At 72.1% G+C, this 17,127-nt stretch carries 17 protein-coding genes; 8 read left to right on the forward strand and 9 right to left on the reverse strand.

What is annotated here, in order from left to right; translation table 11 throughout:
- Positions 1–364 precede the first annotated feature (364 nt).
- The gene (locus C1729_RS09140; RefSeq protein WP_102509662.1) at positions 365–643 is read right to left on the reverse strand and encodes a GNAT family N-acetyltransferase; all 279 of its coding nucleotides are present in this window, start codon (positions 641–643) and stop codon (positions 365–367) included.
- Positions 644–691: 48 nt separating this feature from the next.
- Positions 692–1,531 (reverse strand): hypothetical protein, encoded by an 840-nt coding sequence (locus tag C1729_RS09145; RefSeq protein ID WP_129590711.1) that lies wholly within the window; start codon positions 1,529–1,531, stop codon positions 692–694.
- Between the two features lie 356 nt (positions 1,532–1,887).
- On the opposite strand from C1729_RS09145, the gene C1729_RS09150 reads away from it, so the two are divergent.
- The 3 genes from C1729_RS09150 to C1729_RS09160 all read left to right on the forward strand — a co-directional run bounded on the left by C1729_RS09150 (position 1,888) and on the right by C1729_RS09160 (position 4,152).
- Positions 1,888–3,120, forward strand: a complete 1,233-nt coding sequence (locus C1729_RS09150) for an MFS transporter (protein WP_102509664.1) — start codon at positions 1,888–1,890, stop codon at positions 3,118–3,120.
- A gap of 103 nt (positions 3,121–3,223) precedes the next feature.
- Entirely contained in the window at positions 3,224–3,889 is a 666-nt protein-coding gene (locus tag C1729_RS09155) for a hypothetical protein (RefSeq protein WP_102509665.1), read from the forward strand.
- The gene (locus C1729_RS09160; protein WP_102509666.1) at positions 3,889–4,152 is read left to right on the forward strand and encodes a helix-turn-helix domain-containing protein; all 264 of its coding nucleotides are present in this window, start codon (positions 3,889–3,891) and stop codon (positions 4,150–4,152) included. The genes C1729_RS09155 and C1729_RS09160 overlap by 1 nt, the downstream gene beginning before the upstream one ends.
- Before the next feature lie 86 nt (positions 4,153–4,238).
- Here the strand turns inward: C1729_RS09160 and C1729_RS09165 are convergent, their stop codons facing one another.
- The 5 genes from C1729_RS09165 to C1729_RS09185 all read right to left on the reverse strand — a co-directional run bounded on the left by C1729_RS09165 (position 4,239) and on the right by C1729_RS09185 (position 9,669).
- Positions 4,239–4,655 carry a CBS domain-containing protein gene (locus C1729_RS09165; RefSeq protein ID WP_129590712.1) on the reverse strand — a complete coding sequence of 139 codons (417 nt, stop codon included), beginning with the start codon at positions 4,653–4,655 and terminating at the stop codon, positions 4,239–4,241.
- Positions 4,656–4,778: 123 nt separating this feature from the next.
- On the reverse strand, positions 4,779–7,064 hold the full coding sequence (locus tag C1729_RS09170; protein WP_102509668.1) for an ABC transporter permease: 2,286 nt from the start codon (positions 7,062–7,064) through the stop codon (positions 4,779–4,781).
- The gene (locus tag C1729_RS09175; RefSeq protein ID WP_102509669.1) at positions 7,061–7,762 is read right to left on the reverse strand and encodes an ABC transporter ATP-binding protein; all 702 of its coding nucleotides are present in this window, start codon (positions 7,760–7,762) and stop codon (positions 7,061–7,063) included. Before C1729_RS09175 ends, C1729_RS09170 begins: the two co-directional genes overlap by 4 nt.
- A 49-nt stretch (positions 7,763–7,811) precedes the next feature.
- On the reverse strand, positions 7,812–8,615 hold the full coding sequence (locus tag C1729_RS09180) for an AvrD family protein (protein WP_102509670.1): 804 nt from the start codon (positions 8,613–8,615) through the stop codon (positions 7,812–7,814).
- Positions 8,616–9,174: 559 nt separating this feature from the next.
- Positions 9,175–9,669 carry a CBS domain-containing protein gene (locus C1729_RS09185; protein WP_102509671.1) on the reverse strand — a complete coding sequence of 165 codons (495 nt, stop codon included), beginning with the start codon at positions 9,667–9,669 and terminating at the stop codon, positions 9,175–9,177.
- Between the two features lie 212 nt (positions 9,670–9,881).
- Here C1729_RS09185 and C1729_RS09190 point away from each other — a divergent pair, with 212 nt between their 5' ends.
- The 4 genes from C1729_RS09190 (at position 9,882) to C1729_RS09205 (ending at position 14,332) form a co-directional block, all read left to right on the forward strand.
- On the forward strand, positions 9,882–10,358 hold the full coding sequence (locus C1729_RS09190) for an NfeD family protein (RefSeq protein WP_102509672.1): 477 nt from the start codon (positions 9,882–9,884) through the stop codon (positions 10,356–10,358).
- Between the two features lie 135 nt (positions 10,359–10,493).
- On the forward strand, positions 10,494–11,978 hold the full coding sequence (locus C1729_RS09195) for a flotillin family protein (protein ID WP_102509673.1): 1,485 nt from the start codon (positions 10,494–10,496) through the stop codon (positions 11,976–11,978).
- Positions 11,979–12,095: 117 nt separating this feature from the next.
- A complete protein-coding gene (locus C1729_RS09200) occupies positions 12,096–12,212 on the forward strand; it encodes a DivIVA domain-containing protein (RefSeq protein ID WP_102509674.1) in 117 nt (38 codons plus the stop codon).
- A gap of 95 nt (positions 12,213–12,307) precedes the next feature.
- A complete protein-coding gene (locus C1729_RS09205) occupies positions 12,308–14,332 on the forward strand; it encodes a DivIVA domain-containing protein (protein ID WP_102510616.1) in 2,025 nt (674 codons plus the stop codon).
- Positions 14,333–14,391: 59 nt separating this feature from the next.
- Here C1729_RS09205 and C1729_RS09210 read toward each other — a convergent pair whose 3' ends face one another.
- Together C1729_RS09210 and C1729_RS09215 are read right to left on the reverse strand one after the other, a co-directional pair.
- Positions 14,392–15,357 (reverse strand): DUF5692 family protein, encoded by a 966-nt coding sequence (locus tag C1729_RS09210; protein WP_102509675.1) that lies wholly within the window; start codon positions 15,355–15,357, stop codon positions 14,392–14,394.
- 135 nt (positions 15,358–15,492) lie between these two features.
- On the reverse strand, positions 15,493–16,188 hold the full coding sequence (locus tag C1729_RS09215; RefSeq protein ID WP_102509676.1) for a TetR/AcrR family transcriptional regulator: 696 nt from the start codon (positions 16,186–16,188) through the stop codon (positions 15,493–15,495).
- A 162-nt stretch (positions 16,189–16,350) separates the two neighbouring features.
- Between C1729_RS09215 and C1729_RS09220 the strand changes: the two genes are divergently transcribed.
- Positions 16,351–17,010 carry a hypothetical protein gene (locus C1729_RS09220; protein ID WP_102509677.1) on the forward strand — a complete coding sequence of 220 codons (660 nt, stop codon included), beginning with the start codon at positions 16,351–16,353 and terminating at the stop codon, positions 17,008–17,010.
- The last annotated feature ends 117 nt before the right edge of the window (positions 17,011–17,127 follow it).

Here is a 17,127-nt window from a genome sequence, read left to right on the forward strand (position 1 = left end):
CCGTCTCCACGTCACGGCCGCATGCCAGGGCGACAGCGCTCCGAGCACCTCCGCCAGCGTCCGGCCCCAGGTCGTCAGCAGGCCGTGGCCGACCACGGCCGAGCGCTGCGCGCAGCACGGCAGGTGTGAGACGGGTCGCGTGCACACACCCGGGCGAGCTTCTCGGGACACGCCCCTACGGCAACCTCAGCACCGGCCACCGGCGCCCGTCGCGCACCCGGTAGGCGGGACGCATCTCCTCGACGACGTTCGCGCGCGCCTGCGCGCAGGAGGGCGCGGAGCACCGCGACCTCGGCTGGGTCCGCTGTGGGGAGCGCGAAGAAGCGCCCGACCCCTTCGTCGAAGTCGATGCCCTCGGGCGGCTTCACACGCGCGTCGCCTCGTCCGGGTGCCGGTCGAGGTACGCCACGACGAACGGGCACGTCGGGCGGACGCTGCCGCCGACCGCACGGATCTGCGCGAGGACGTCGCGGAGCATCGCCGTGGCGATGCCGCGACCACCGAGCTCGGGCGGGACGTGCGTGCCGTCGAGGTCCCACACGTCGCCGTCGCGGCGGTAGGTGACGTCGCCGACACGCTCCCCGTCGGGGGAGAGCGCGTCGAAGCGCCCGAGGTCAGGATCGTGGACGACGGAGATCTCCATCCCTCCATCCAACCCCACGCACGCGGGACTCGTCGCGTCGAGGGGGTGTTAGCCGAGCGGAGTGATCGTGATGTCTGCGCCGAGGTCGTAGAAGAGCTGCGTGATCGTCGACCGCTGCCCCATGACCGACATCGTCGCCGCCGCGCTCACCGGCACCCAGTCCGCACCGAACTCGACGACGTACTCGTCGATCGGCACCTCGTTCCACGTGAACGGCTTGTCGCTGACGATCCGGAACGCGTCGACGGACGAGCCGTCGGGCAGCTCGACGGCCTTCGTTCCGCTGTCGGCGGTCCAGGCCTTCGACGACTGCACGAGGTCCGCGTACATCGCCGGGTCCGAGTAGACGCGGTACATCTCGGCGACGAGGCCGGCGAGCATCTCCTCCTGCTTGTCGGACTTCACGTCGCCGCGGACGGGTCCGTCACCCTGGTCGACCCAGATCGTGCCGTCGTTGTACGTCATGCGGATGCTCTCGGGACCGTTCTTCCCGACGACCTCGAACGCGTACTCCGGCGTGTACGTGAACGCGACGGTGCCGTCGAGGTCGTCGCCGAACATGCGCATTCGCCCCGAGCCGTAGCTCGGCAGGGTCGTGGCGACGCACGCGCCGAGGGCCTTGCCCGTGTACGTCCCGCCGCCGGCGAGCGGGAGCGCCGCGCACTCGGCAGGGACCTCGCGGGCGGCCGCGGGCGCGTTTGGGCTTGCGCCCTCAGGCGCGGGGCTGCTCGGCGTCCCGGACGCGCTGGCCGTGCCGGGTGCGTCGGTCGCGCCGGACGTGCTCCCCGACGACGGGGCGCCGTCCGTCGTCGGCGTCGTCCCCTCGCCGCAACCTGCCAGCAGGACGACGGCCGCAGCCGCCGTCACGATCATCGCTCTCGTCCTCATCCGTGTCCTCCACGTCACGTCGGGCACGTCGCCGGGCGGCAACCGGCCGACGCTAACACCACTGACCTGCGACGACACCTCGGCAACGGGCATCCGACCCATCCGACACAAGGCGCGCCGACCTCCCCCCGCCGCGACGGATTGACGCGTCCCGCCCGTTCGATGGGTGGAAGCCGTCAATCCGTCGCGGCGGGGGGGGGGCGGCGCCGCCTGCGGGCGGGGGGGCCGGGGGCCCGGGGCCGGGGGGCGGCCGCGGGCGCGGGGGGTAGGGGCCGCGGGGGGGCCCCNGATGGGGGCGGGCACGGGGTGTCGGATCTCACCGCCTGAGACCGGTTGACGGGTGAGAGAATGTCCCAATGGCATTTGGCGGTCCTTACCGGGAGATCCTCGCGCGACCCGGCGCAGCCCAGTTCTCCATCTCCGGGCTCATCTCGCGCTTCCCCATGGCGATGGTCGGCATCGGCATCGTCCTCATGATCGAGGGCCTCCACGGCTCCTACGCCCTCGCAGGCCGTGTCTCCGCCGTCTACGTCCTCGCACAGGCCGTGTGCGGGCCCCAGATCGCCCGCCTCATCGACCGCCACGGCCAGTCGCGCATCATGCGCCCCCTCCTCGCGATCGCCGCCACCGGCATCACCGGACTCATCGTCGCGTCCGTGCTCGACGCCCCCGACTGGGCGCTTTACGCGATCGCCGCCCTCGGCGGCTCGACGATCGGCTCGATGGGCACGCTCGTCCGCGCCCGCTGGTCGAAGCTCGTCGGCGGCAACCCCCACGACCTCCACACCGCCTACTCGCTCGAGGCGTCGCTCGACGAGGTCGTCTTCGTCATCGGCCCCGTCCTCGCAACCTGGCTCGCGACCTCCGTGACCCCGTGGGCGGGCATCGTCTTCCCCGTCGTCGCGATGCTCGTCGGCGGCTACTGGTTCCTCTCCCTCAAGGACTCTGAGCCCGTCCCCACGCCGCAGACGCGCGAGGAGCGGCAGCCGACCGTTCTGCGTTTCGGCGCGATGGTCTCGCTCGTCCTCGTGTTCGTCGCGCTCGGCGCCGTCTTCGGCGCGACCGACGTCGCGACGATCGCCTTCGCCCAGGAGCACGGAGACAAGCGCGCGGCGGGGCTCATCCTCGCGGTCTTCGCGTGCGGGTCGCTCGTCGCGGGCCTCTGGTACGGCGCACGCCGCTGGGTGACGCCCCTGTGGGTGCGGTTCGTCGTGACGATGCTCGGGCTCGCCGGCGGCGTCGCGTTCTTCCCGCTCGTCGACTCGCTGTGGGCCCTCGCCGGGCTCATGTTCTTCACCGGGCTCATGATCGCGCCGTCGCTCATCGGCGGGAACGGCCTCGTGCAGCTCATCGTCCCGCAGACCCAGCTCACCGAGGGCCTCACGTACGTCGGGACGGCTCTCGGCGTGGGTGTCTCGCTCGGCTCGTCGGTCGCGGGCTCGCGCATCGACGCCGCCGGCGCACACGCGGGGTTCATCGTCGCAATCATCGCGGCAGGCGTCGGCGCCCTGCTCGTCGTCGCGTCCGCGCCCGTGCTGCGGCGCTCAAGCACGCGCCGGTCCGGGGACGTCGAGGTCGCCACGCACTGAGCGAGTGGGTCGCGGCCGCACCTCTTGCGTCGCGTATCGAGGATCGATACATTCTCCGTCTCGGATGTATCGATCCTCGATACCCCTGGCGTGTGGAGGACCCATGACGACGACGCCCGACGCCCGGCCGCGGCTCCGCTCCGGCCTGTCCCCGTGGGCCCGCGTGAGCGCCGCACTCCTCACGCTCGCGATCCTCGGCCTCTCGCTTCCCCGACTCGGCAGTGCGCTGTGGTCCGTCGTCCGCACGTGGCTCGCGACCGGCGAGGTCGAGGTGACGCTCCCGACCCGCGTGGAGATCGTCGAGACCCTCACCTCCGACGAGTTCCCGAGCGTGAGCATCGTCTACGGCCTGGGCGGGCACGCCGACCTCTCACTGCAGTTCTTCGACGATGGCGGCCCACACCTCCAGCTCACCCTCGCCCGCACGCTCACCGCACTGACGATCCTCTGCCTCGTCGCGCTCGTCGCGACCCTCGGCGCCCGCGTCGCCCTCAACCGCTCCGTCTACCGCATGCTCGTCCGCGGCAGCACCGTCTGCGGCGTCATCCTCCTCGTCGGCCCGGTCGCCGCAAGCGTCCTCGAGGCGAACGCCCTGCGCAGCATCGCCGCACGCCTGCGCACCGAGCGCGGCGTCACGACGATCTTCCCCGAGGACATCGAGCTCGTCGTCAACCAGGTCGCCCTTGTCGGCGGGCTGGCGCTGCTCGTCCTCGCCCTCGTCCTGCGCGCCGCCGAGCGCGACGCCGAGGACCTGCGGGACCTCGTCTGATGGCCCGCCACCGCCCCGCCGAGCCCGCAGGGCCCGCCGACGACGGGCTTGTCGTCCGCTGCCGTCTCGACGCCCTGCTCGACGCCCGCGGCATGACGCTCCAGGAGCTCGCCGCTCGCACCGGCATCACGCGCGCCAACCTCTCCGTCCTCAAGAACGACCGCGCGCGGGCCATCCGGTTCAGCACGCTCGTCGCCCTGTGCGACGCACTCGCGTGCGACGTCGGCGACCTCCTCGTCGTCGAGCGCGACGGCGCCGCCTGACCAGTCACCACCCTGAAGCGACTCGTAGGGTCCCGGCACACTCACGCAGTGTGCTGACGCGCTACCAGTTCCGGGGGGTGCGGGGGTCAGGCCCGCCAGCGGGTCGTCACCGCGTCCGCGAGCGCCCGCACGAGCGTCGGCACGGTCACCACCTGCCACACCGCGCCGTACACGACGACGTCGTCGAACCGCCGAGCCTCCGGACGCGCCATCGCCAGCCGCACGACCTCGACGACAGGCATCGTCTGCGGCACCGCGAGCGGACTGCGGTCGACGACCTCCCCCACCTGCCGGCGCGCGAGCAGCGCGCGACCATAGCCGAGGGTCCCTGCGCTCACAGCCGTGTGCCGCTCCCGCGAGATGAGGCCGATCCACCGCGGGTCGTCGCTGTCGCACACGGCGACCGACGTGACGCTCTCCGGTCTGAAGAGCTCGGCGACGACGGGGTAGAGGGTCGTCGCCTCGACGACCTCGATGGGCACGGCGAGCCGGCCGACGGGCACGTGCGGCACCCGCGGGCCCGCGCGGCGAGCCCTCCGACGCTCGCCGAGACGGTGAGGGTCCGCCCATGAGCGGGCCCTCACCGTCTGAGCGAGCGTGCGTGAGGAGGGCCGTCGGCCGCGAGCTCACTCGACGCCCTTGAGCGCCCCCACCATGTCGACGCGCGCGATCCGACGGCCCAGGAGGAACGTCGTGAGCAGCGAGAACCCGGCGGCGATCGCCATCGCGACGGCGACGCTCACGAGCGTGATCTGCGCCGTGTACTCGATCCGCGGCGTCGAGAACGTCCCGACGTACTCCCCGAGGAACCACAGCCCCGCAGGGATGCCGACGGCCAGCCCGAGCACCGTCGCCGTGACGTTCTCGCGCGCCGCGAGCCGCCGCAGATCCCCCGTGCCGAAGCCCAGCACCTTGAGCGTCGCGTAGTCGCGCACTCGCTCAGTGAACGCGAGCGACCCGAGGCTGTAGAGCACGATGACGGTGAGGAGGATCGCGAACACCCGGATGAGCATGAAGATGCCTCCGAGGTCCGTCACCATGTCCGACGCGACGGTCTCCTGGTGCGACCGTTCGAGGACGCGTGTGACGTCCGCGTCGGCCGCGAGCACGTCGAGCGGGGCGTCGTCGCCGACGAGCAACGTCGTCGGCGCGAACGTCTGACCGAGCCGCTCCCACGCCGCGCGCGTGAGCGTCACGCCCTGCGGGGCGCTCGACGCGAGGAGCTCGTCAACGACGACGTCGACCGTGCCGCCCCCTGCGGGCATCGTGAGCGTGAGCGTGTCGCCCGCACGGACGCCGAGGCGTTCCGCGGTCGCCTCGCTCACGGCGGCACCCGTGAGCCGTGCCGGCTCGCCGTCGACCGCCGTGAGGTGCACGAACGTCCCCTCGTCGAGGACGGTGAGGACGCGGTCGAAGGCGTCGGACGGCGCCGTACGGACGACGGTCTCCTGGACGACCTGAACCCGTCCCGCGGTCGCGGCCAGGGCCGCGACGTCCGCGCCCGGCGCGAGGGAGAGCCGCGCCGTGTAGCGGGCCTCGTCGACGAACGCCGACGTCACCTGCCCGTTCATGCTGTCAGCCATGCCGAAGCCCGCGAAGAGCAGCATGAGGCTGCCGCCGACACCGACGACCCCCATGACGAACCGCGTGACATTCGTGCCGCTGTCGCGCCACGCCCAGCGCGAGCCGTAGCTCGTGCGGGACCACCAGGCGGTCGCCCGCTCGAGCAGGATGCGGCGGCCCTGCGCGACGCCGGGGCGCATCTGGTCGGCAGGCGCGCCCGGGAGCGAGGGACGGGCCGCGAGGTAAGCGCCGAGCACGCAGACGCCGACGACGATCGCCGCGACGACGAGCGGCACGGGCGTGTACGCGACGCGCCACGTGGGCGCGGAAAGCATGGCGCGCTGCGTCCCGAGGACGTACGTCGACATGGCCGGAGCGATCGCGAGACCCGCGACGGTACCGAGGCCGCCCGCGACGAGCCCGTACGACGCGAAGTGCGCTCCGATGCTCGCGGCGGGAAAGCCGAGGGCCTTGAGGACGGCGATCTCGCGACGCTGCATGTCGACGAGCCGTCGCGTCGACGTGTACATCGCGAGGATCGCGAGGAGGACGAAGATGAACGAGAAGAGCACCGAGAGCTCGCGGATCTGGTCGACCCGGTCGAACGCGGTCGACACCGCGTCGGCCGTCGTGCGGTCGGTGACGCGCAACGACGTCGTGGCGGTCGCGTCGGCGACACGTGCGGCGAGCCCGTCGGCCGCCTCCGGTCGCGCGGCGACGCGCACGACGTTCGGCGCGGGCACCACCCCGACGAGCTCGGTGACGAGGTCCTCGGGGACGAGCGCGTAGGACTCGGTCGCGGGATCCGGTGCGACGAGCGCGGGCGTGCCCGTGTAGTAGAGGTGCTCGGGCGAGAGGATCGTCCCGAGGATCGCGACGTCACGCGTCGTGCCGCCGATCGTCAGCGGCAGAGTGTCACCGACCTCGAGCCCGCGCACGTCCGCGAACGGCTCGGCGACCCAGACGCCGTCGGCCGTCGCGGACGGGGCGAGGCCGGTGCGCACGACGGGACGCGAGAGCGTCCTCGCCGTGGCGCCGACGACCTCGAGCTCGAGGTGCGTGCCGCCGGTCGTCGCCGCGAGAAGGGTCGCAGGCTCGGCGTGCGCGACACCGTCGACGGCGGCGACCGCGGCGACCCCCGCCGGGCTCGCATCGGTCGTCCTCACCCACACGTCGGCAAGATCGGTTTCGGCGGCGTACGCGTCGAGCTGCGTGCGCAGGCCGTTCCATGCTCCTTCGAGCCCGGTGTAGACGAGCACGGACAGCGCGGACATGAGGAGGACCGCGACGAACTGCGACCAGTGGCGGCGGACGTCGCGGCGGAGCTTGAGGCGCAGGTGGTGGCTCACCAGTCGATCTCCTCGGGCGAGGCGGGCGACTCGTTGCGCCGGTCCTCGCGGACCGAGCCGTCGTGCAGGGTGATGACATGGTCGGCGATCCGTGCGATCTCCGCGTTGTGCGTGACGACGACGACGGCGGTGCCGCTGCCGTCGGCGATCGAGCGCAGCAGCGTGATGACGGAGCGTCCGGTCTCCGAGTCGAGCGCGCCGGTCGGCTCGTCGCACAGGAGCAGCGGCGGACGCTTGGCGAGCGCTCGAGCGATCGCGACACGCTGCATCTGACCGCCCGACAGTTCGGCGGGGAAGGACTGCTCGCGGCCGCCGAGGCCGACCGACGCGAGGGCGTCGGCCGGCGCGACCGCGTCGCGCGCGAACTGTGAGCCGAGCCCGACGTTCTCCGCAGCCGTGAGGTTGGGCACGAGGTTGTAGTGCTGGAAGACGAAGCCCACCTTGTCGCGCCGGTACGCGGTGAGGCCGCGGTCGTCGAGCGCGGTGAGGTCCGTCCCGGCGGCGTCGATGCGCCCCGAGGTCGGGGTGTCCATGCCACCGAGGAGGTTGAGCGCGGTGGACTTGCCGGAGCCGGACGGTCCGAGGACGACGGTGAACGCACCCGCCTCGATGCTGAGGTCCACGCCGTCGAGCGCACGGACCTCCTGCTCACCGACGGGGTAGACCTTGCTGACGTTCTGCAGCGTGACGAGACTCATGGTGCCTTTCGGGGGTGGGGCTGGCGTGGTGGGGCGGTACGGCGCCGTGTCAGAGGCGGGTGAGGAGCGCCGCGCGTTCGCGCAGCGGCAGCCCGAGCCGCGTCATCTCGTCGAGGAGATCGCGGTCGGAGAGGACGCGATAGCGCTCGGAGACGGGCCGATGGCCGTCGGGGTCCATGGGAACCTCGGGCCTCAGGTGGATGACCTGGTCGTACGCGTCACGCGTGTGGAGCCGTGCCAGGGCACCGTAGGCCGCGACGTAGCGGCGCAGGAACGGGAGTGCCGGGAGCGTGAGGACCGGCTTGGAGACCTGCTGGAGCAGCGGGGCATCGGGATTGAGGCCGATGCGCGCCCGGACGGCCGCGTAGGCCCACTCGCTGAGGACCGAGCCGTCGGAGACGAACCCGCTCGTGCCGGCGAGCCGTTCCTCGGCGCGCAGCCGGACGCGCATGGAGCCGACCGTGCCGCTGCACGTGAACCGCGCGTCCGTCGGGTCCCAGCTGACGGCGACCGCCACCGGGACGTCGGCGAGGTCCTCGGGGCCGCCTGCGGCCGCGCGGATCTCGACGTGCGTGACGTCGAGGTGCCGGACGTCGACCGGCCCGCTCTCGAGCGCGCGCTCGAGCGCAAGTGCCGTGAGGCAGACGGCGTCGACGGTGCTGAGGTGCCGCTCGACGGTTTCGTGGGCCTTGTGGGACCAGGCGCCGTCATGGACGACGCTGCCCCGGCAGCGCGCGCCGCTGAGGTCGACGTGCTCGGCGCGGACCTCGTAGCGGGACCGGCGGTGTCCGTCCCCGAAGTGTCGCTGGGTGCGTTCGCCCAGGGCATGGTCGATCGTCGCGTAGTGCGTCACAGCTCCCCCTAGCGTGTGTCCGCCGCGCGGGAGCACATGGTGCTCGCGGTGCGCGCGGTGCGCGCGACAGGATCTCGATGCTATGTCGGGAGGAGGTGCTTTTCCCCTGAGCAACGGATAATGAGACGGTTAATCCTTCAACTTCATATCGTCGTAGGTGGGACCGATATTCCGATTCACCACGGGGGTCGCTCGGCGCGCGTCGACGACGTCCCCAGGGAGGCCAGCGCCGTCCGGGTCCGCCCACGGGCGGACCCGCACACTCCCACCACGGTCGCAGGCCGCGAGCGCGCACCCCACCGCGGCCCGACGCGGCGCGCACCCCGCGACGCGCACGATCGGAGCATGAACGCTCGCAGCTCCGACCGTCTCGTCGCCCGCGGTCTCACCCAGGTCTACGGCGACGGCCCCTTCTGAGGCTCACTCCCTGCCCACTCGTAGGTCCGGAGCACCGTTCGATGGTGCTCCGGACCTACGAGTCGCCCCCCTCGGGCGACTCGTCGCGGCCCTGCACCTTTCGATAGTGCTCCGGACCTACGGGTCGCGGAGGGCGGGGCCGTCAGGCTCGCCAGTGACGCGTCACCACGTCCGCGAGCGCACGCACGAGCATCGGCACGGTCACCACCTGCCACACCGCACCATGAACGACGACGTCGTCGAACCGCCGCGCCTCCGGGCGCGCCATCGCGAGCCGCACGACCTCAACGACAGCCATCGTCTGCGGCACCGCGAGCGGATCCCAGTCGACGACCTCACCGACCGGCCGCCGGGCGAGCAGCGCCCGCCCGTACCCGAGCGTCCCTGCGCTCACCGCCGTATGGCGGTCGCGCGAGACGATCCCGACGCGGCCCGGCTCCGCCGCGTCGCACACGGCGACCGACGAGACGTTCTCCGAGCGGAAGAGCGCGGCGACGACCGGGTAGAGGGTCGACGCGTCGACGACCTCGATGGGGACGGCCAGGCGGCCGACGGGCACGAACGGGTCGTCGATCCGGTCGATCGCAGTCTCACGACGGCGGCCGCCGACGTGCGGGGCGATGGTGCGAGTGATCACGCGACGATCCTGCCGCCCGCGCCCGCACCGAACACCCGGTTCGACAGCATCTCGCGGTCCCGTTCACCGTTCCGCCGGGCACCTGTCACCCTGACCACAGGTCGTCGTCGCCGCTCGTCGTCCACGAAGATCGCCGGGTCCCGCGCGCCCCGCTCCCGCCTCCGCTATCGTTCGGGCCCTAGGGGAGTTTCACCCAGGGGGAAGAGAGTTTCATGACGGCCTTCATCATCATTGGCGCCATCGGGCTGCTGCTCGTCGTCGGTTCCATGCTCCTCGGCGAGTTCATCGAGCTCGGCGACGGCGCGCTCTCGAGCACGGGGCTCGGCGTCGGCGCGATCGTCTTCGGCGCGATCGGCATCATGACGACCGCCAACGACCTGCCGACCGCGCTCGTCTACGGCGGCTCCGCCGTCGCCGGCGTCGCCGCCGTCTGGCTCTCACAGCTCGTCATCAAGCGGCTCCAGGCGACCGAGGACGGACAGCCGCTCCAGCTCGTCGGCATGACCGGCGTCGCGAAGTCGGACATCACCCCGCAGCGCGGCGAGGTCTTCCTCGACGCCCCGCAGGAGATCGAACGCCGCATGGCCTGGTCCGACGCACTCATCCCCGAAGGCACGCGCATCGTCGTCGTCGCCCAGGAGGGCTCCCGCGTCAAGGTCACCCCCGGCGACAGCGCCACCACCGCTTGACCTCCCCGCGACGGCTCGCCGTCGCACGTCGGGCACGCCCGACGCCGCCGCACCCGCGCGCCTCCCGGCGTGCACGAGCACCGCCCCGGCCGACGTCCGTCAGCCGGACCGCACCGCCACGGAAGGACTCCCCGCATGCCCGCCAGCAGCACCGACTCCAACTTCTGGACAGTCGTCGGGGTCGCGCTCCTCGCGATCGCGTTCCTCGCGATCGTCACCTTCATCGCCAAGCGCATCCGACGGGTCCCACCGAACGAGGCACTCGTCATCGTCGGCCGCGGCGCGGGCAAGAACCAGCCCGACATGATCGGCGGCCAGCGCGTCGTCGTCGGCGGCCGCGTCTTCGTGTGGCCGATCCTCCAGCAGGGCTTCCCGATCTCCCTCGAGCAGCGCCAGATCGGTATCACCGTCGAGGGCGTCGACAAGAACCGCGTGAAGATCGCCATCAAGGCGTCCATCAACTTCAAGGTCCGCGGCGACGACGACGGCGTGCGCCGTGCCGCCCAGCGCTTCCTCTCCCAGCAGGACGCGCTCACCGAGATCATCAAGGAGTCCCTCGAGGGCTCGCTGCGCTCCATCGTCGGGGACATGACGATCGAGCAGATCATCTCCGACCGCAAGGGCCTCTCCGACCGCGTCGTCGACTCGACGAAGACGGACCTCGCCGAGCAGGGCCTCCAGGTCGACCTCCTCAACATCTCCGACATCTCCACCCCCGGCTCCGACTACCTCGCGAACCTCGGACGTGCCGAGAACGCGCGCGCCCGCCAGGTCGCCGAGGTCTCGGAGGCCGAGGCCCGCCGCATCGCCGAGTTCGCGGTCATCGAGGCCGCCGAGCAGATCGCCGAGCGTCAGAAGGCGCTCGACCTCAAGAAGGCGACGATCAAGGCCGAGACCGACCGCGCCAACGCCGAGGCCGACGCCGCCGGCCAGCTCGCGCGCGTCGAGCAGGAGCGACTCGTCGCTCTCCAGCAGCGCGAGGCCCTCACCGAGCAGGCGAAGGTCACGGAGGAGGAGCTCGACATCTCCGTCCGCAAGCCCGCCGAGGCCGACGCGTACGCCGCCGTCCAGAAGGCCAACGCCGAGCGTGACGCCGCGAACGCCGCGACCGAGGCCGACGCGTTCAAACGCACGACGATCGCCCAGGCCAACAAGACCGCCGCGATCCAGGACGCCGAGGCCGCCGCCGAGTCCGTGCGCCGCGCCGGTGAGGCCGAGCGGGACCGCCAGGTCGCGCTCGCCGCCGGTATCCGCGCCGAGGGCGAGGCCCGCGCGGCCGCGACCGAGGCCGAGGGCCGCGCCGAGGCCGCCGCGACCGACGCCAAGGCCGAGGCGCTCAAGAAGTACGGCGAGGCGGCGCTCGCCCAGGAGCTCATCACGCGCCTGCCCGAGATCATCCGTGCTGCGGCCGAGCCCATGGGTTCCGTCGACTCGATGACCGTCATCTCGACCGACGGCGCCTCCGCGCTCACGAAGAACGTCACGAACGTCCTCGGCGAGGGCCAGCAGATCGTCAAGGACCTGCTCGGCATCGACCTGTCGGCGCTCATCGGTGGCGTCGCGGGCAGCGCGCTCGCCCACACCAAGGGCGACACGAAGGACACGGCGCCCAGCGCCTGACGCTCGAGCGACGGCGCCCGACCCCCCGCGCGGGGTCGGGCGCCGCCGTCATTCCCGATGTCGGTGCCGGGCGCTACGCTCGCCCCACCGACATCGGCGACGACCTGAGGAGCTCACGTGCTGACGTCCGACGACCTCATCAGTAGGAAGTTCACGGCGACGAAGTTCCGCGAGGGCTACGACATCGTCGAGGTCGACGACTTCCTCCGCAAGACTGCGGGCGTGCTCGGCTGATTCCACCCGCCTTCGACCCGGCCCGTCCTACGCGGGACCGCATCCCGTCGGTACTATCGCTTGACCACACGGTCCACGACGTCAGGGGACACCGCATGCTTACCGCCGCAGATGTGCGCTCTGCGCGCTTCACCGCGACCAAGTTCCGGTCGGGCTACGAGATCGCCGAGGTCGACGCACTCCTCGCGCGTGCGGCCCGCACCCTCGAGCACCTCGAGCAGGGCCTCACGGTCGAGAGCGACGGCACGCCGCTGCTCACGCCCGACGACCTGCTCCACGCGCGCTTCAGCCCGACCGAACTCACCGAGGGCTACTTCGTCGACGAGGTCGACGACCTGCTCGACGGGATCATCGACTCGCTCAACACGTACATCGGCCGTGCCACGCGCGGCGAGCCCCTCGTCCAGCCCGCGCCGTCCGCCGCCGCGGACGACATCGAGGCCAACGATGGCCGCGGTGACGCTCATGAGGGTGACGCCGGCGACGCAGCCGACGCCGGTGAGGTCGTCCAAGACCACGCCAGCGCCGAGGCCGTGCACGAGGCGTCCGCCGGCTCGACGGCCACCGTCGACGCCTGGGCCGTCGCCCTCCAGGAGACCGCGCCCGCAGCCGCTCACGAGACCTCAGTGGATCCCACTCCAGTCGACACGGTCGCCGAGGACGAGCCGTTCCCGTCGGCTCCCGTGTGGAGCCCGCCCGCGAGCACCGACGTCACTCCGGCGTGGGACGCACCGGCCGCACCCGTCGCGGAGCCGCAGTCCCCGCCCCCGGCCGACACCGCAGGGCCATTCGACACGACGCGGTCGTTCGCGACCGCCGAGCGGCCCGAGGACCTCGCGCTCAGCGCGAACGTCACCCCCGTGACGCCCGCCGAGGACCTCGATCCTGTCGCATCGCTCGCAGACACGACGGAACCGGGGGCGTCCGAGGACCTCGCCGACGGGTCGGCCGTGGCTCCGGACGACGCCTGGGCCCAGCCCGCCGAGCCTTCGTCCGCATGGGCGGCACCCGAGCCCGTCCGCTGGACCGCACCGGAGTCCGACGACGCACCCGAGTCCGACACGGCGCCCGACGCCACGGCCGAGACCCGCGCCGACGACCTCGTCGCCGCGGACGACGCCACGGCCGAGGTGGGCACCCCCAGCGACCCGTGGGCCCCTCCTGCCGCCAACGCCCCCGGCGCCGACGTCAACGCCAACGACGACGCACCCGCTCCCTGGGAGCCGGGCTTCGTGGCTCCCGCAGCCCCGGTAGCCACTCCCGACTGGGGCTTCAACGCGCCTGCGGCGCCGGTCGCCGACGAGTGGTCGAGCGCACCGGCCGCACCGCTCGCAGAGGCCAGCGCCGACGAGGCCAGCGCCGCCGGGGCGCTCGCCCCGCACACGACGACCCCGCTCGAGCCTGCCGCCGAGCCTCACGACGAAGACCTCGTCGACGACTCCCTGCTCGCGTCGACCGACGAGTCGCCGTGGGCGAGCCTCGACGGCGACGAGCCGATCGCGCTCGACCTCGACTCCGAGGTGCGTGACGCGGAGAGCGCCGACGCCGAGTTGCCGGCATGGCTCACGGACGCCCAGCCCGAGATGGCGTCGGCCCCCGAGCCGGTCCTCGAGGCACCCGTCGTCGACGAGCCCGCGACCGACACGCCCGCCGCGGACGCTCCAACGCGCGTCTCCGCGTTCGCGTTTGCCGCCCAGCCCGCGGACACCGACCCGGACCTCGACGCCCCGACGGTCCTCATGGACGCGGTCCAGGCACCGGACGCCACGGCGGTCGCGCCGGAGCACGAGCCAGCGGCCGTCTCCGCACCGGTCGACATCACGTCGGCCCCCGTCGCCGCGCCGACGTTCGACGCGCCGACGTTCGACGCGCCGACGTTCGACGCGCCGAACACGTCGGTCGAGGCCCCGGACGCACCCGCGGTCGCCGAGCACGCGCCGTACGTCGCCCCGGCCGAGGCTCTCGACTCGCAGGGCTTCCTGCGCCAGCTGACGTTCGCACGTGCGACGTCGACCGGCTCCGCGAAGGACTCGATCACGCTTGTCGGCCCTGACGGCCGCGTGTTCTCCGCGGTGGGCGTCCGCAAGACGCCCGAGGGTCTCGTCGTCGACCTCGGCTGAGGTCACCCGCGCCCGCGCCGTCGGACGCACCACGCACGCGGGACATGACCCGCGCGGGATCAACCCACCGGAGCCGCCTCAACCTCCTCGGGCTGCGAGCCCTCGGGCGCGGGACGCTCCGACGCGACCGCCTGGTACGCGGCGAGGTGCGTGTACAGCTCGTCACGGAGCGGGTGGCGACGCTTCACGACGATCGTGCGGACCTGGTAGACGACGACGGCGATGTTCGCGAGGAGCGAGAGCAGGCTCACCGTGAAGAGCGCGGTCGGGTCGTGCGACGCGTCGACCGCGAACTTCGAGTCGGAGACGAACGACGGCACAGCCATCGTGAACATCATCCAGAACGCGAGCGTGTGAGCGCGGTGCTGGAGCCAGCCGCCCTTGCGGAGGAAGAACGCTGGGATGGTGCACGAGATGAGCAGCGCAGCGCCCGCGTAGAACGCGTGGTCGCCGACGCAGTTGTAGACGTACGCGAAGTTCCACAGGTCGTACGCGATGATCCAGAACCACAGCATGTCGGGCCACACCATGTCCTGGAAGCGGTCCTTGGTGACGAAGATGCCGACCCAGCCGCAGATCGTCACGAGGTTGAGGATGCCGGCGATGCCGTTCATGTAGTTCCACGGACCGCCGACCATGAAGACGCCGTCGTGCATGCCCTGGAGCCCGGCGACCTCGAAGTCGCGGACAACGGCCTCGGCGATGTTGAGCGCGAGGATCGCGGGCGGGAACCACAGCGCGTACTTGTTCGCCGCGATGCGCTTGTTGTAGCGGATGAGCATGAAGCCGATGCAGCCGGCGAGCGCCGAGTACACCTTGACCCAGTGGAACCACGTGCCGGTCGAGGAGCCGGCTGCAGCGGTCGTCGGCCACACGAAGATCGTGAGGATGATCGGCAGGACAATGAAGATCGCGTAGGCCGCGACCTTCGACCAGCGGACGAGCTCGTTGAGCCCGATGAGCACCCCGAGGACGAGCAGCCACATGAGGGCCGAGTACCAGGGGATCGAGTCGAACAGGAACACCTGTCACCACTCCTTGGGACGGGGCGGCGTCGGCGCCGCCGTGAGGGTGGTGCGCCGCCCCTCGCGCGTCGTGGTCCAGGCGCACCCTGGGTGGACCTCGCGCTCATCGGCGCCGGCATGCCGGCGCGCTGCGTGTCAGTCGTCGGTCGCGGCCTCCGGCTGGGTGCGTGCGTCTGCGGTGAGCGCGGTGCCGTCGGGAACTTCGCCGTCGGGGACGTTGCCGTGCCCGACCCTCGCCTCGGGCTCGAGGCGGAGCGCCTGGCGGACGAGCGCGACGAGGAGCGCGTCGTCAATGCCGGGCGTGTTGCGGGCGAGCCCGACGAGACCGTAGACGAGGACGTAGAACGTCTCGCGGACGTGGTCGATGCGGATGCGGTGCCGTGCGGCGTAGGCGCGGACCGTCGTCTCCTCGAGGCAGTCGACGATCGCGCGGACCGCGCGGTCGAGGAACGCGTTGTACATGCCGGTGGCCTCGACGCGTTCGAGATCGGGGCGGATGGGGTCCATCGCGCGCAGGTGGGTGCGGAAGAGTGCGATCGCGGTGACGAGGGAGCCCTCGACGTCGCCGGTCGTGCGGGCGGCGTCCCAGGCGCGGACGGACGTGACGAAGTGGTCGACGTAGCCGTCGAGCACCGCGTCGACGAGGTCGTCCTTGCTGGGGAAGTAGTGGTAGACGAGCGTGCGGGCGACGCCGACGCGGCGGGCGACGTCGGCGAGCGTCGTGCGGGTGAGGCCCTGCTCGGCGAAGAGCTCGCGGGCCGCGGCGACGAGCTCGTCGGAGCGGACGTCGGGCGCGGTGCGGGGGCTGCGCGGGGCCTTCTCGGTCGTCATGCCGACGACGCTAGCGGCGTTATTGACGGTGCGTCAATAGCGTTGTCGCAGGTGGGGACGTTGGTCCCACCAGTCAGGGCGCGCTTCGCCCCCTCTCGACGGATTGACAGGTGAGGACCTCCGGACCTCGTGCCGGACGCAGCGTTGTGATGCGATAGGGGCATGGTCCGACGCCCCTCCCTCCGTGCGGCGCTCACGACGGGCGCCATCCTCTCGTCCCTCGCCGTGCTCCCCGTCCTGCGGACGTGGGCGATGCAATGGGGCTCGACCGAGGCCGAGCTCGACGCGACGCTCCCCGGCGACGAGCTCACCCCGGCCGCCGACCACGTCGTCACGCGCGCGGTGACGATCGACGCTCCCCCCGACGCCGTGTGGCCGTGGCTCGTGCAGCTCGGCGAGGGCCGCGGCGGCTTCTACTCCTACGACGTCCTCGAGAACCTCGTCGGCCTCGGCATCCGCTCGACCGACCGCATCGAGTCGCACCTCCAGGACCTCGCCGTCGGGGACCGCGTGCACCTCGCCGAGGACCTCGCGCTGCGTGTCGCCACGCTCGAGCCGGGGCGCGCGCTCGTGCTGGCCGGACTTCCGGAAGACGACGACCCGGGTGCCGAGATGCCGTTCCGGTTCACGTGGGCGTTCGTGCTCGACGAGCCGGCGGCCGGGACGAGCAGGCTCGTCGTCCGCGAGCGCTACGAGTACGTGCGTCGCAGCGCGGCGCTCGTCGTCGAGCCGGTGACGTTCGCGAGCTGGCTCATGACGCAGCAGATGCTCCGCGGCATCCGCGCGCGGGCGGAGCGCCCGCTCCCGACCCCCGCGAGATAGCGCTCCCCCGACGAGATAGCGCGAGACGCACGCTATCTCGACCGACAAGCGCTATCTCGCGAGGGGGACCGGGGGGTTAGGGGGTGGGGTTGAGNCCCCCGGGCCGCACGCCCCGGC

This window comes from Sanguibacter massiliensis (assembly GCF_900240335.1).
GTDB classification, from domain to species: Bacteria; Actinomycetota; Actinomycetes; order Actinomycetales; family Cellulomonadaceae; genus Flavimobilis; species Flavimobilis massiliensis.